The organism is Streptomyces sp. SAI-135 (genome assembly GCF_029893805.1).
Taxonomy (GTDB): domain Bacteria; phylum Actinomycetota; class Actinomycetes; order Streptomycetales; family Streptomycetaceae; genus Streptomyces.
On the sequence record NZ_JARXYP010000002.1, the window covers coordinates 1,688,019 to 1,701,223 of the forward strand.

A 13,205-nucleotide genomic window follows, 5' to 3' on the forward strand; every position below is an offset into this window, starting at 1 on the left:
TCGCTACAAGGTTAAAGTAACAGGATTCCTGATAATGAGCGCTCGGCGTCAGGAGCGCAATGGGCGACGGGCCGGAACGTGCCGGCGTTCCGGGAAATCGGTCCAGGGACCCCGGATTGGCCTTGTCCCCGGCACAAGATCACGCCGTACGGTCAGGCCATGCGTATCCGAATCGTCGACGCCTTCACCGACCGTCCGTTCGCCGGCAACCCGGCGGGGGTCCTGCTCCTGGACGACGCCTTCCCGGACGACACCCGGCTCCAGGACATCGCTCTGGAGGTCAACCACGCCGAGACGGCCTTCGCGCACCGGCTGCCCGCCGGCGGCGACGCCGACTGGGCGCTGCGCTGGTTCACCCCCGCCACCGAGGTGAACATGTGCGGGCACGCCACGCTCGCCACGGCCCACGTCCTGTTCGGCACGGGCGCCCATCACGGTCCGGTGCGGTTCGCGACCCGCAGCGGGGTCCTGGTCGCCACACCCGGCGACGACGGCTCGATCACCCTGGACTTCCCCACGGCGCCGCTGACCCCGGTCGCGCTGCCCGAGGGGGTCGCCGAAGCGCTGGGCGCCGAACCGCTGGCCGCCTTCGACACCGGGCCGAACATCGGTGACCTGCTGCTCGAACTGGCCGACGAGAAGACCGTGCACGCCCTGCGCCCCGACCTCAAGGCCCTGGCCGCCTTCTCCGAGCGCGGGATCATCGCCACCGCCCGCGCCGAGAACCCGGAGCTGGGCCATGACTTCGTCTCGCGCTGCTTCTTCCCGAACGTGGGCATCGACGAGGACCCGGTCACCGGCAGCGCCCACACCGCTCTCGCGCCCTACTGGTCGCAGCGGCTCGGCCGTACGGATCTCACCGGACTGCAGGCCTCACCCCGCTCCGGCCTGGTCCGCACCGGACTGCGCGGCGAGCGCACGCTGCTGACGGGCCGCGCGGTCACGGTCATCGAGGGCGAGCTGCTCGCCTGATCACGCGGTCGGCAGCCAGCCCACCTTGCCCGCGAGCAGCGCGTATCCCACGAACGCGCCGATGTCGAGCAGGGAATGCGCCACCACCAGGGGGCCCACCCGGCCCCACCGCCGGTAGAGGTAGACGAACACCACGCCCATGACCATGTTGCCGATGAAGCCGCCGATGCCCTGGTAGAGGTGGTAGCTGCCGCGCAGTACGGAACTGGCCACCAGGGCGGTGCCCGGGGTCCAGCCCAGCTGGTTCAGCCGGCGCAGCAGATAGCCGACGACGACGACCTCTTCGAGGATCGCGTTCTGCATCGCCGAGAGGATCAGCACGGGGTACTTCCACCACACGTCGGGCAGCGCCTCGGGCACCACGGTGAGGTTGAAGCCGAGGCCGCGCGCGGCCAGGTAGAAGGCGATGCCGGTACTGCCGATCACGGCCGCGACGCCGGCCCCGCGGGCGAGATCGGGACCGGGGCGGGTGCGGTCGAAACCGAGGGTCCGCAGACTCTGCCCCTCGCGCAGCAGGAAGTGCGCGACCAGGGCGACGGGCACCAGCGCCGAGGCGATCCCGAAGAGCTGCCACGCGAGATCCAGCCAGGGACGGCCGGGCGCGGCCGAGGCGTTGAGGGTCGCCGCCTGGTCCTTGAGACCCCCTGGTTTGGTGACCGATCCGACAAAACTGATCAGTGCGGACACACCGCTCGCACCGAGCGAAAGCCCCAGAACGAGCAGCGTCTCGTCACGGAAGAACTTCCGTGAGAGCGCCCTCTGCGGAAAAGAATCGGCCACTGCCCCTTCCTCCGCCTGCACACCTGCCTCCAGTTGAGTAATCCAGCCTCATCCCCATCTCCGCCCCGCTAGGGTCCTTCGAAAGAAGTTACGAAGATCGTGCGCAAGGCCGTCGGGGGGACGGACGCCGTACGGGGGCGGACTCCCTTTTTCCCGCCGTACACGGCTCTGCCGGCACGGGCACCAGGGGAGGGCACCACCGTCATGGGACGTCACAGCTTGCCCGATCAGTATGGGGCGGGCGGCAGCGACCCCCGCCCACGCGCGCGCCGCCGCACCGTGGCCATCGCGACGGTCCTGGTCCTGACCGTCGCCGGTGGTACTGCAGCCGCCGTCCAGGGCGGCCTGCTCTCCTTCGGCTCCTCCTGCCAGGACGAGGCGGTACGCATCGAGGTCGCCGCCTCCCCCGACGTGGCCCCCGCACTGCGTGCCGCGGCCGCGCGGGCCCACGACGAGAACCTCACCTCCGACGGGCGCTGCGTCGACATCTCGGTGACCGCGCGCGAGTCGTACAAGGTCAGGGACACGCTCGCGGCGGGCAAGAACCCCGGCGCGCAGGTGTGGGTGCCGGACTCGGACGTGTGGCTCGGGCAGATCGCCGCGAACACGGGCGCGACCGAGGTGGCCCGGGTCGGCAACGTGGCCTCCAGCCCGGTCGGCATGGCGATGGTGCCGGCCGCGGCGAAGTCGCTGGGCTGGCCGAAGAAGACGTACGGCTGGCTCGAGCTGGCGGGCGCCGGCCTGCGGGACGACTCCCTCAGGCTGGGCGCCGCCGACCCCGCGCGCAGTGCGTCCGGGCTGCTCGCCCTGACCCAGCTCAGCAGTGCGGCGGGCCAGGCCGAGGACGGGGCGACCCAGGCCGCGGCGATGATGAAGACACTCTCGCAGCGCATCTCCGACAGCGACGGCCAGCTCGTCGAGACGCTGCCGCGGGATGCCTCGGGCACCGAGCAGGGCAATCCGAAGCGCAACCAGGCGCTGGTCCTGTCCGAGCAGGCGGCCTTCGCGTACAACTCCGCCGCGGAGTCCGCGGAGGGGCTGGACTTCTTCTACCCGAAGGACGGGTCACCGCGACTGGACTACCCGTACGCGCTCGTCGACGAGACACGGCTGAGCACGGACGAGAGCCGGGCGGCGATCCGCTTCATGACGTATCTGCGCAAGCCCGAGCAGGAACAGCTGCTGACGGACCGGGGGTTCAGGACTTCCGACGACCAGGTCTCCGCCTCACTGGTCGCGAAGGCCGGGGGCAAGGTGCCGCAGCCGTTCTCGGCGGCGGCCGGTGAGCCGGCTTCCGCGACGGCGCTCCAGGAGGCCCTCGGCACCTGGACGATCACCGTGCAGAGCGCCCGGATCACCACCGTCGTGGACGCGTCCTCCTCCATGTCGGAGACCGTCCCGGGCACCGGCCGCTCCCGGATGGACGTCACCAGGGCGTCGCTCCTGCAGGCCCTCGCCACCTTCACCCAGGAGGACGAGATCGGCCTGTGGAAGTTCTCCACCAAGCTGGACGGCGACAAGGACTACAAGATCCTGGTGCCGACGGACCGCCTGGGCGACAGCACGGCCACCGGCGGCACCCAGCGCGAGCGGCTGTCGGCCGCCTTCGGCGGTCTGGAGCCGGTGCCGGGCGGCGCGACGGGGTTGTACGACACCACGCTCGCCGCGTACAAGGCCGCGACCTCCTCCTACGCCGAGGGGAAGTTCAACGCGCTGGTGGTGCTGACCGACGGCGTCAACCAGGACCCGGGCAGCATCTCGCGCGGAGCGTTGATCTCCGAGCTGGAGAAGCTCTCCAGCCCCGCACGCCCGGTCCCCCTGATCGTGATCGCGGTGGGTCCCGACGCCGATCGCGCGGAGGCCCAGCAGCTCGCCGAGGCCACCGGCGGCTCCGGCCAGCAGGTCAACGACCCGGCCCAGATCCACACGGTGATCCTGAAGGCGATCGTGGCCGCGGGCGCCCAGGGCGGCGCCGGCTGACCCGCGTCCCGCCGCGGTCCTCACCCGAGTGGCGCCGGCTCCGGCAGTCCCACCGGCCAGGTGTGCACCGGCTCTCCCTGGCGCATCAGCTCGCCGTACCGCCGCGTGGTGGCGGCCAGCGCCTCCTCCCGCGACAGCCCCGCCTCCAGGGCCCGGTGGAAGGTCGCCGACTGCCAGGACGCCCCGTTGGCCCGGCGCCGGCACCGCTCCTCGATCACCCCGAGATACAGGTCCCGGTCGGCGGCCTCGACGCCCCAGGCCGCGAGTCCCGTCTCGGCCAGCGGCAGCAGTTCGTCCCGTACCAGGGTCGCCGCGTCCACCTCGACGGTGCCGCCGTACCGGCCGCGCCGGGGCCAGACCATGCGCGCGTCGATGCCGTGCCGGCAGGCCGCGTCGAAGTTGGCCGCGGCCGCCTCGAAGGGCATCCGGGTCCACACCGGGCGCGACTCCTCGGCGAGGGCGCGGACCAGGCCGTAGTAGAAGGCCGCGTTCGCGATGACGTCGGTGATGGTGGGTCCTGCGGGCAGCACGCGGTTCTCGACCCGCAGGTGCGGGACACCGTCAGCGATGTCGTAGACGGGCCGGTTCCAGCGGTACACCGTGCCGTTGTGCAGGACGAGTTCGGCGAGGGAGGGCACCCCGCCCTCGTCGAGCACCTTCAGGGGGTCCTCGTCGTCGCAGATCGGCAGCAGGGCCGGGAAGTAGCGCAGGTTCTCCTCGAACAGGTCGTACGCCGAGGAGATCCACCGCTCCCCGAACCAGGTGCGTGGTCGCACGCCCTGGCTCTGGAGTTCCGGCGGGCGGGTGTCCGTGGACTGCTGGAAGAGCGGGGGCCGGGACTCGCGCCACAGCTCACGGCCGAACAGGAAGGGCGAGTTGGCCCCCACGGCGATCTGCACGCCGGCCACCGCCTGAGCGGCGTTCCACACGTCGGCGAAGCGTCCGGGAGTGACCTGGAGGTGCAGTTGCACGGAGGTGCACGCGGCCTCCGGGGCGATGGACTTCGAGGTGCAGGTGAGGCGTTCCACGCCGTCGATGTCGAGGACGAAGTCCTCTCCGCGCGCGGCCACGATCTGGTCGTTCAGCAGGGTGTAGCGGTCGACGTCGGACAGATTGGAGGAGACCAGGTCGTCCCGGTCGAGCGTCGGCAGAATGCCGATCATCACGATTCCCGCGTCGAGTTCGCCCGCCTTGCGGTCTGCATATGCCAGCGAGGTACGGATTTCCTCGGCGAGCCGGTCGAATACCCGGCCGCCCAACCGGTGTGGGGCTATGTTGACTTCCAGGTTGAACATGGCGAGTTCTGTTTGGAAGTCGCGGCTCGCGATGCGTTCGAGGACCTCTCCGTTCAGCATTCTCGGCATACCGTCGGTGCCGACCAGATTCAATTCGATCTCCAGCCCCATCAGGTTCTTGGGGCGGTCGAACCGCTGCTCCGCCAGAAGCCGCTCCAGCCCCGTCAGGCACGAGCGGAGCTTGTCGCGGTAGCGCTGGCGATCGGACAGGTCGAACTGGCCTGCCACGACCTTCTCCCCCATCGAAGGGTCCCTCCTCGTTGCGTCATGAGTCAGGTGGGATGATGCCCAGCCGGAACGATCGATAACGTCCCGCCGCGGCCCCGAGCCCGCTACTCTGTCGGATGTGACCGGTGGCACATTCACTCGGCATGGAGCTGTCAGCAGTTTCGGGTGCCCAGAAGAACTCGTGAAAAACGCCGACGAGAATTGGCCGACCGCTTCTCGCGCATTCACCGAGGTCACCGCCGCGAAGTAGTCGCGGTATCGGGATGATTCCCGCGTATCGCCGACCGAATGGCCCCTTGCCCGATACGCCGGAAGCGGCTAGACGAAACATCGTCTGAACACATGTCGTATAAACTCCGCGAACAAGGCAGAGGGTTGGCACCCGCGGTCCTGGATCCTGCCGTCAGGTGACGCAGACAGTCCTCACCCTTACCTGCGTCACCGGACCCCGGCCCCCGTCTCTCTGACCCCGTGAGCTGACAGCGTCGTCCGCCCCCGCCCTCGCGCCACCGTGCCTGTCGAATGAGAGGCGACCCACCATGCCGCTGCATGTCCCCCCGGCTCCCGCCCCAGCACTTCGCTCCGTCCTCACCGCACTCGCCTCGCCCACCGCGGTCCGCGAGGCCCGGACCCCCTCCCTGCTGCGCGCCCAGGAACCCGTCACACCCGAGCTCCCGCTGCCCGTGCACGTCCTGGACGGCACCACCACCAGGCTGACCGGGTGGCGCTTCCTGATCCGCTGCGGCGAGCGCTCGGTGGCCGCCGCCGAGACCATGCTCACCCCGGACGGCTGGGCGTTCTCGCACTTCTTCGAGGGCCCCTACCTGCCGTCCACCGAGCGCGCGCTGCGTCAGGCGGAGGTGATGCAGCAGCCCTACCAACCGCGCCTGCTGTCGATCCCGGGCCTGTACATGCTGGCGCTGTGGCTGCACGGCGACTGCGCGGCGGACGCCGCCGCGGGCCGCCTCGCCGCCACCGACCTCCTGGTCCCGCTCGCACCGGCCCCGCCCGGCATCGCGGCGCACCGCCCGCACCGGGCCGCCGAACTGCTCCCGGTACTGACCCATCGGGTGACTCCGGCCCCACTGCTGGGCTCACCCGCCTGAGACCCACCCGTCGCCCGCACCCTCGTACCCCGCCCCGAATTCCGGTCAGCGGGGTACGACCATGCGGTGGGTGCCATTAAGGTCGTACGAAATCCTCAGGGATCACGGAACCCTTTTGCTCGTACGAGCACACAATTGCTCGGACGAGCCGATTGCGGGATCGACTCCAGGTGGACTAGCCCTTTCCGGCCCCCTCGAACCACCCGAAGGGACAGTGCAGTTGGGCTGAACCGTCCGGCCGGGTGACGCGTCTCCAACCTGTGAAGAAGTGGTGATGCGAAATCCCTGCGGATTGACGCCCGTAGGGCAACACTGGGTTCGGACTGAGTTATCGCAACGGGGGCCGTCATGACCACAACACAGCGAAAGATCCCACCAATGTGCCAGCACCAGCCACCGTGTCCCACCGCCGACTCCGCAGACCGGGAATCCGCCCGCCTCGTGGCGCACCACCCGGAACAGGGCTGGAGCCTGCTGTGCAACGGCGTTCTGCTCTTCGAGGACACCGGTGAGCTCCTGCCCGACGGTCGGGTCATCGCCCCGCACCGCCCGCTCGCAGCGGCGACAGCCGCCTGAGCACGACCGGACGGCCCCTGTGCCGTCCGGAGACCTTGAGGGGCCGGCTCGCAGCGACCTGTCTGCGCACCGGCCCCGACGCATGTCCGTCGGCGATCACTCCCTGTGATGCCTTGTGTATGAGCCCGTCTTTCCGGAAGACTCCTGGAAGTTTCGAGCCCGAGGCTTTCGGCGCTCCGACGCGGAGGTGGGCAAGTGACAGCAGGCGAGGCCGACGCCGGACCCCGGGGCAGAGTCACCATCACGGAGATCGCCCGGCAGGCCGGGGTCTCGGTGCCGACGGTGTCCCGCGTGGTCAACGGCCGGTCGGACGTGTCCCCGCACACCCGCGCCCGGGTCGAGGAACTGCTCCAGCGGTACGGCTACCGCAAGCGCCCCGCCGCCCCCGGGACCCGCGCGGCCCTGATCGACCTGGTCTTCAACGATCTCGACAGTCCCTGGGCGGTGGAGATCATCCGCGGTGTCGAGGAGGTCGCCCACGCGGAGGGCGTCGGCACCGTGGTCTCCGCGATCCACGGCCGCTCGGGAGACGCCCGCGAATGGATGCGCAATCTGCGGGCCCGCGCCTCCGCAGGGGTCGTCCTGGTCACCTCCGCGCTGGACATGGTCCTCCACGACGAACTGCGCGTGCTCGGCGTGCCGTTGGTGGTCGTCGACCCGGCCGGCTCCCCCGCCCTTGACGCCCCCACCATCGGCGCGGCCAACTGGTCGGGAGGGCTCGCGGCCACCGAACACCTGCTGTCCCTCGGTCACCGCAGGATCGGCCTGATCGCCGGGCCGCCCCGGCTGCTCTGCTCCCGCGCCCGTCTCGACGGCTACCGCGCCGCTCTCGAAGGCGCCGGGCTCACCCTGGACGAGGCACTGGTCGTGCCGGGCGACTTCCACGCGGAGTCCGGCTTCGCGGGCTGCGAGAAGCTCCTCGACCTGCCCGAGCCGCCGACGGCCCTGTTCGCGGCCAGCGACCAGATGGCCCTCGGCGCGATCGAGGCGCTCCGAAGGCGTGGGCTGCGGGTGCCGCAGGACATGAGCGTGGTGGGTTTCGACGACCTCCCCGAGGTCCGCTGGTCGGCTCCCCCGCTCACGACCGTCCGCCAGCCCCTCGCCGACATGGGCAAGCTGGCCGCCCGCACGGTCCTCGAACTGGCCCGCGACGAACGCCCCGACTCGCCCCGCGTGGAACTGGGAACAGAACTGGTGATCCGCTCGAGCACCGCTCCGCCCCACACCACTTGACGCACCCGACGCCCCGCCGAACGGGCCCCTCCCCCCGTCTCGGCCGCGACGGCGGCCGTGTAGCGGTGCGGCGCGGCCACCTCGGCGGCCGCACGGCCCTGACATCCCCGGACCGGCCGCAGAGCGGCGAGGGAGGCACTCATGCACCGGCTTCACCTCCGCCCGACCGGCTCCGAGCGACGCGGCCGGGCCGGCCCCGCGTCATCCGCCACCCACCACCCGCCGTCCGCCGAGGGGCGCGGACGAACTCATCACGCACACCGAACCAGCCGCCAGCAACACCCTCGAAGCGGCCCCGGCCAACAGCCTTCGCCCGGCCCGACCAGACCCGCCCACACCCCCGAGCGCCCCGCCCCAGCAGGCCGATGGGGTGCAGCAAGGCACGAGTCCGCCCTTCTGCACCCCCAACGGCCCCCGGCCGCGCACACCGGCTCCCCCGCTGCCCCTACCCCAGCGCCTCCCGAATCGCGTAGTACGCCGGCTTCGGCTGGAACTGCTCGTCCCAGGGCAGCGCCGCGCCCTCGCCCTCGAAGAACGCCGGGATCCACGAGTACTTGTCGGTGTAGTCCCAGACGGTGATACCGACGCACCGGCGCACCGCGAGGCACGCGTCGGTCAAGTCCGCGTACCAGTCGGCCTGTTGGGCCAGCTTCTCCTCAGTCGCCGGCAGGATCATCCGGATGTCGACCTCGGTGAGCGCGGTGTCGAGGCCCAGCTTGCCGAAGCGGCGGAGGTTGTCCTCCAGGGTGGTCGGATAGCCGTACTGGAGCGCCAGGTGGGCCTGGAGGCCGATCCCGTCGAGTGGAACACCCTGGGCCTTCAGCTCCTTGGCCAGGTTGTAGTAGGCGTCGCTCTTCGCCCCGATGCCCTCGATGTTGTAGTCGTTGAGGTACAGCTTGACCTTGGGGTCGGCCTGCCGGGCCCAGCGCAGCGCGTCGGCGATGTACCCGGGACCGAGCGTCTTGTAGAAGACGGTCTCGCGGTACGTACCGTCCTCGTTGAAGGCCTCGTTGACGACGTCCCAGGCGAACACCTTGCCCCGGTAGTGCCGTACCTCGGTCTGGATGTGCTTCTTCAGTACGGGCCTCAGCTCGGCCGCCGTCCACTCGCGCGAGGTGATCCAGTCCGGCAACTGGCTGTGCCAGACGAGAGTGTGGCCACGCACCTTCTGGTGGTGCGCACGGGCCAGCTGCACGATCTCGTCGCCCTGGGAGAAGTCGAAGACCCCCTGCTCGGGTTCGGTGGCGTACCACTTCATGCCGTTGCCCGGCGTGATCTGGTCGAACTCGCTGCCGAGGATCTTCTTGTACGGCTCGTCGACGAGCTCGGGGTTGTCCGTCGCACTGCCGAAGTACCGCCCGTGACGCTGGGCGAGGTCGGCGAGGGTGGGCGTCCTGCCGTGGGCCTGGGCGGGTGCGCCGAGCCCGGTGACCACCAGGGCCGCGGCCAGGACTCCGACGAGTCTGAGACGGTTCTTGCGCATGGGGCGACTCCTCACGTGCGGGGGTGGGTGAGCCGTACTTTTCTGCGAACGCCGGGTGTCAGCCCTTCGTGGCACCGGCGGTGAGGCCGCCGACGAGCTGACGCTCGGCGACCGAGTAGAAGGCGAGCGCGGGCACCATCGCCAGGACGAGATAGGCGAACACCCGGGCGTACTCGGCGGAGTACTGCCCCTGGAACTGCTGCACACCGATGGGCAGCGTCCACCACGTGTTGTCGGTGAACACCAGCAGCGGCAGCATGAAGTTGTTCCAGCTCGTGACCACGGCCAGCACCGAGACCGTGCCGAGCGCGGGCCGCGCCATGGGCAGCAGCACCCGCCAGAAGAACCCGAAGGAGCTGCACCCGTCGAGGGTGGCCGCCTCCTCCAGCTCGCCCGGGATCTCCCGGAAGAAGGCCCGCAGGATGATGATCGTCATCGGCAGCCCGAATGCGGCCTGCGGCAGGATCACGCCCAGCGGGTTGTCCAGCAGGCCGAGCGAGCGCAGCAGCAGGAACAGCGGGAGCACCGCCACCGCGAAGGGGAACATCAGCCCCATCGTGAAGAGCGTGAACAGCGCCTCCCGCCCCCGGAAGGCGAACCGCGCGAAGGAGAACGCGGCGAGCGCGGACAGGGCGACCACCAGCACCGTCGTGCCCACCGCGATCAGCGTGCTGCTGCCGAGCAGCCGCCAGAAGTCGCCCCCGCCGAGGATGTCGGTGTAGTTGCTGGTGAGCCACTTCTTCGGCAGCCCGAAGGGATTGCTGGAGAGCTCGTCGGTGGACTTGAACCCGGAGAGGACGGCGTACACCAGGGGTACGACCATCACCGCGCCGACGGCCACGAGGATCACGTGCAGCGGCAGGGTCCGAACACCGCTTGTACGGCTGGTCACTTGCCGTCCCCCCTCATCGTGGTGGTGGCCCCTTCGAGGTCGCGGCGGAGCACGAACCGCTGGTAGGCGAGGGCGAAGACGAGGCAGATGCCGAACATGACCACGCTGATCGCGCTGGCGTAGCCGACCTGGTAGCGCTTGAAGCCGTACTGGAACATGGTCACGGCCATCGTCTCGGAGTGGTGGTCGGGCCCGCCCTGGGTGATGACCCAGACCAGGTCGAAGAGCTGGATCGCCCCGATGACGGACAGGAAGACGCTGATCCGGAGGGTGGGCGCGAGCAGCGGCAGGGTGACGTTGCGGAACCGCTGCCAGGGACTGGCTCCGTCGATGAGCGCGGCCTCCGTCAACTCCCGTGGGATGGACTGGAGTCCGGCCAGGTAGAGCATCATGTGGAAGCCGAAGTACTTCCAGGTCATGACGAGGAAGAGCGTCGCCATCACGTAGGAGGGGTCGGCGAACCACAGCCCGCCCACGCCGTCGAGCCCGACCGCGCCCAGGACGTGGTCGGCGAGCCCGTCGTCGGGGGCGAAGACCATGCTGAACAGCACGCCGGTGATCGCCTCGGACAGCACGTAGGGCGCGAAGAACAGCATCCGGTAGACGGCCCGGCCGCGCAGCTTCTGGTTGAGCAGGACCGCCATGGCGAGCGCGAACGGCAGTTGGAGCAGCAGGGAGAGCACCACCAGGACCAGACAGCGCCACAGGTCGCCCAGGAAGACCGGGTTGTCGAAGAGGTCCGTGAAGTTGTCGGTGCCGACGTAGTCCGAGGGCATGCCGAAGCCGCCCCAGCGGAAGAAGGCCGCGTACAGCGCGAACAGCATCGGCAGCAGGACCATGCCGATGAACAGCACCAGGGCGGGCAGCTGGAAGCCGACCGCGGTGAGCCAGTGCACTGCACGCCGGCGGCCCCGCCCCCGGGCCCTGACTGATTCCGGGGGCGGGAGATCGGTGCCCGGACCGCTCCGCTTGTCTGCGAGGAACGTGGAGGTCATCGCGGGCTACTGCTCTTCCTTCGCGGTCTGCGTGATCGACTGTGCGACCTGTTCGGGGGACTTGGAGCCGGCGATCAGGGCGGCCACGCTGTCGTTGACCTCCTGGCCGACAGCGGGGGCGTACGCCTGGTCGAGGTAGAGCTGGAAGCCGGTGGCGGCCTTCAACTGCGCCTGGACCAGCTTGAGGTTGGGGTCGGTCATGGCCTTCTCCGCGTTCGGGAGCACGGGAAGGACGCTGGTCTTCTTGACCAGTTCGAGTTCGGTGGCCTCGGAGGCGAAGAACTTCAGGAAGTCGACGGCGGCCTGCGGGGCGCCCCGGCGCAGGGCGTGTCCGCCACCGCCGCCGAACACCTCGGTGATGGCGCCCTTGCCGCCCTCGACCGCGGGGAACGGGAAGAACCCGAGGTCGTCGCCGAGCCCCTTGCCGGAGTCGGCCTGCACGGACGGGGCCCACTGGCCCATGAGTTCCATGGCCGCCTTGCCGTTGCCGACGGCGGCCGCCTGGCCGGTGGGGGTGGAGTAGGCGGCGTTGAGGAAGCCCTTCTGGAAGGGCTGCAGGTCCACGAGTTCCTTGAGGTGGCGGCCGGCATCGACGAACCCGGCGCCGGTGAAGTCCTTGTCCTCACTGGCCTTCTGGAGGGCGTCGATGCCCGCGGTGCGCATCGCGAGGTAGGCCCAGTAGTACATGCCGGGCCACTTCTCCTTGCCGGCGAGCGCGATGGGCGTGATGTTCTTCGACTTCAGCTTGCTCACGGCCTCCAGGAAGCCGCCCCAGGTGGTGGGCGGTTCGCTGACGCCGGCCTGCTGGAACAGCTTCTTGTTGTACCAGAAGCCGATCATGCCCATGTCGAACGGAATGCCGTAGACCTTGTCGTCGTAGATGTACGGCTCCTTGGTCACCTTCAGCAGACCGTCGGCCCATGGCTTGGTCCGGTCGGTCAGATCCTCGACGAGGCCCGCGTCGACCTGCTGCTTGAGAACGCCACCGCCCCAGGTGTGGAAGATGTCGGGCAGCTTCCCGGAGGCGGTCAGGGCCGTCATCTTCGACTTGTAGGCGTCGTTCTCCAACTGGACGATCTTTATCTTGATCTTGGGGTTCGCGGCCTCGAACTTCTTGGCGAGGGCCGCCCAGACACTCTTCGCCGGCTCGGTGGTGGAGATGTTCCACCACTCCACCGTGGTCGTCCCGTCGGACGACCCTCCGTCCGAGTCGCCGCCACAACCGGTCAGTGCCGTCATACCAAGACCGGCCGCGGCGGACGCCGCCAGAAAACCACGGCGGGACAGTGCCGGGTCGCCCATGATGCGCTCCTTGAGTACGGGACGGAGCCGTCCTTGTCCGTCCTGGGTCCGAAAGTTTCGGAATAGATCCAGAAAGCTTCGCTGCTGCCGCACCCTAGAGACAGCTACTAAACGGTGGCAACCCCCTGTGCACGGGGAATGTTCGGGAATTGTTCGGGGGCCGGGTCGCCAACACGCCCCGGAGAGGCCCGCCTCGGGCAACGCGGACGGACGCCGCTCCCGTCGGCGACGGGACGTCGGGGCGTCGAAGCCTCAGGGCGGCCGTGCGGCACCGGGCGGAGATCCGGAGGGGCCGGGCCCTCGCGTCCCGCCCCGGCAGGGGGGCACCCACGAGCCGGGGCCACCATCAGCGCACCAAGCCCG

11 protein-coding genes are annotated in these 13,205 nt (G+C 69.8%); 5 read left to right on the plus strand and 6 right to left on the minus strand.

Features of this window, described 5'->3' with window-relative positions; translation table 11 throughout:
* Window positions 1-159 precede the first annotated feature (159 nt).
* Window positions 160-972 (plus strand): PhzF family phenazine biosynthesis protein, encoded by an 813-nt coding sequence (locus tag M2163_RS12075; RefSeq protein ID WP_280852773.1) that lies wholly within the window; start codon window positions 160-162, stop codon window positions 970-972.
* Here M2163_RS12075 and M2163_RS12080 read toward each other — a convergent pair whose 3' ends face one another.
* Window positions 973-1,773, minus strand: coding sequence for a type II CAAX endopeptidase family protein (locus M2163_RS12080; RefSeq protein WP_280852772.1), 801 nt, complete (start codon window positions 1,771-1,773; stop codon window positions 973-975).
* Between the two features lie 183 nt (window positions 1,774-1,956).
* Between M2163_RS12080 and M2163_RS12085 the strand changes: the two genes are divergently transcribed.
* A complete protein-coding gene (locus M2163_RS12085) occupies window positions 1,957-3,732 on the plus strand; it encodes a substrate-binding and VWA domain-containing protein (protein WP_280852771.1) in 1,776 nt (591 codons plus the stop codon).
* 20 nt (window positions 3,733-3,752) lie between these two features.
* Here M2163_RS12085 and M2163_RS12090 read toward each other — a convergent pair whose 3' ends face one another.
* The gene (locus tag M2163_RS12090) at window positions 3,753-5,270 is read right to left on the minus strand and encodes a glutamate-cysteine ligase family protein (protein ID WP_280852770.1); all 1,518 of its coding nucleotides are present in this window, start codon (window positions 5,268-5,270) and stop codon (window positions 3,753-3,755) included.
* Between the two features lie 524 nt (window positions 5,271-5,794).
* Between M2163_RS12090 and M2163_RS12095 the strand changes: the two genes are divergently transcribed.
* From M2163_RS12095 to M2163_RS12105, 3 genes are all read left to right on the plus strand, one after another.
* Window positions 5,795-6,361 carry a hypothetical protein gene (locus M2163_RS12095; RefSeq protein WP_280852769.1) on the plus strand — a complete coding sequence of 189 codons (567 nt, stop codon included), beginning with the start codon at window positions 5,795-5,797 and terminating at the stop codon, window positions 6,359-6,361.
* A 378-nt stretch (window positions 6,362-6,739) separates the two neighbouring features.
* Window positions 6,740-6,937 carry a DUF5999 family protein gene (locus M2163_RS12100; RefSeq protein ID WP_020123464.1) on the plus strand — a complete coding sequence of 66 codons (198 nt, stop codon included), beginning with the start codon at window positions 6,740-6,742 and terminating at the stop codon, window positions 6,935-6,937.
* A 195-nt stretch (window positions 6,938-7,132) separates the two neighbouring features.
* Entirely contained in the window at window positions 7,133-8,170 is a 1,038-nt protein-coding gene (locus M2163_RS12105; protein WP_280852768.1) for a LacI family DNA-binding transcriptional regulator, read from the plus strand.
* Between the two features lie 445 nt (window positions 8,171-8,615).
* Here the strand turns inward: M2163_RS12105 and M2163_RS12110 are convergent, their stop codons facing one another.
* The 4 genes from M2163_RS12110 to M2163_RS12125 are packed head-to-tail and all read right to left on the minus strand — an operon-like array spanning window position 8,616 to window position 12,842.
* Entirely contained in the window at window positions 8,616-9,653 is a 1,038-nt protein-coding gene (locus tag M2163_RS12110; RefSeq protein ID WP_280852767.1) for an endo-1,4-beta-xylanase, read from the minus strand.
* A gap of 58 nt (window positions 9,654-9,711) precedes the next feature.
* Window positions 9,712-10,545 carry a carbohydrate ABC transporter permease gene (locus tag M2163_RS12115; protein ID WP_280852766.1) on the minus strand — a complete coding sequence of 278 codons (834 nt, stop codon included), beginning with the start codon at window positions 10,543-10,545 and terminating at the stop codon, window positions 9,712-9,714.
* Window positions 10,542-11,540 (minus strand): sugar ABC transporter permease, encoded by a 999-nt coding sequence (locus M2163_RS12120; protein WP_280852765.1) that lies wholly within the window; start codon window positions 11,538-11,540, stop codon window positions 10,542-10,544. The genes M2163_RS12115 and M2163_RS12120 overlap by 4 nt, the downstream gene beginning before the upstream one ends.
* A gap of 6 nt (window positions 11,541-11,546) precedes the next feature.
* Window positions 11,547-12,842: an extracellular solute-binding protein gene (locus M2163_RS12125; RefSeq protein ID WP_280852764.1), complete on the minus strand. Its 1,296-nt coding sequence runs from the start codon at window positions 12,840-12,842 to the stop codon at window positions 11,547-11,549.
* Between the last annotated feature and the right edge of the window lie 363 nt (window positions 12,843-13,205).

Excerpts from the sequence above, each read along its gene's own strand:
- M2163_RS12120 (WP_280852765.1), bottom strand. The coding sequence starts at position 11,540 with ATGACCTCCACGTTCCTCGCAGACAAGCGGAGCGGTCCGGGCACCGAT.
- M2163_RS12110 (WP_280852767.1), bottom strand. The coding sequence starts at position 9,653 with ATGCGCAAGAACCGTCTCAGACTCGTCGGAGTCCTGGCCGCGGCCCTG.
- M2163_RS12125 (WP_280852764.1), bottom strand. The coding sequence starts at position 12,842 with ATGGGCGACCCGGCACTGTCCCGCCGTGGTTTTCTGGCGGCGTCCGCC.
- M2163_RS12085 (WP_280852771.1), top strand. The coding sequence starts at position 1,957 with ATGGGACGTCACAGCTTGCCCGATCAGTATGGGGCGGGCGGCAGCGAC.
- M2163_RS12090 (WP_280852770.1), bottom strand. The coding sequence starts at position 5,270 with ATGGGGGAGAAGGTCGTGGCAGGCCAGTTCGACCTGTCCGATCGCCAG.
- M2163_RS12075 (WP_280852773.1), top strand. The coding sequence starts at position 160 with ATGCGTATCCGAATCGTCGACGCCTTCACCGACCGTCCGTTCGCCGGC.
- M2163_RS12100 (WP_020123464.1), top strand. The coding sequence starts at position 6,740 with ATGTGCCAGCACCAGCCACCGTGTCCCACCGCCGACTCCGCAGACCGG.
- M2163_RS12095 (WP_280852769.1), top strand. The coding sequence starts at position 5,795 with ATGCCGCTGCATGTCCCCCCGGCTCCCGCCCCAGCACTTCGCTCCGTC.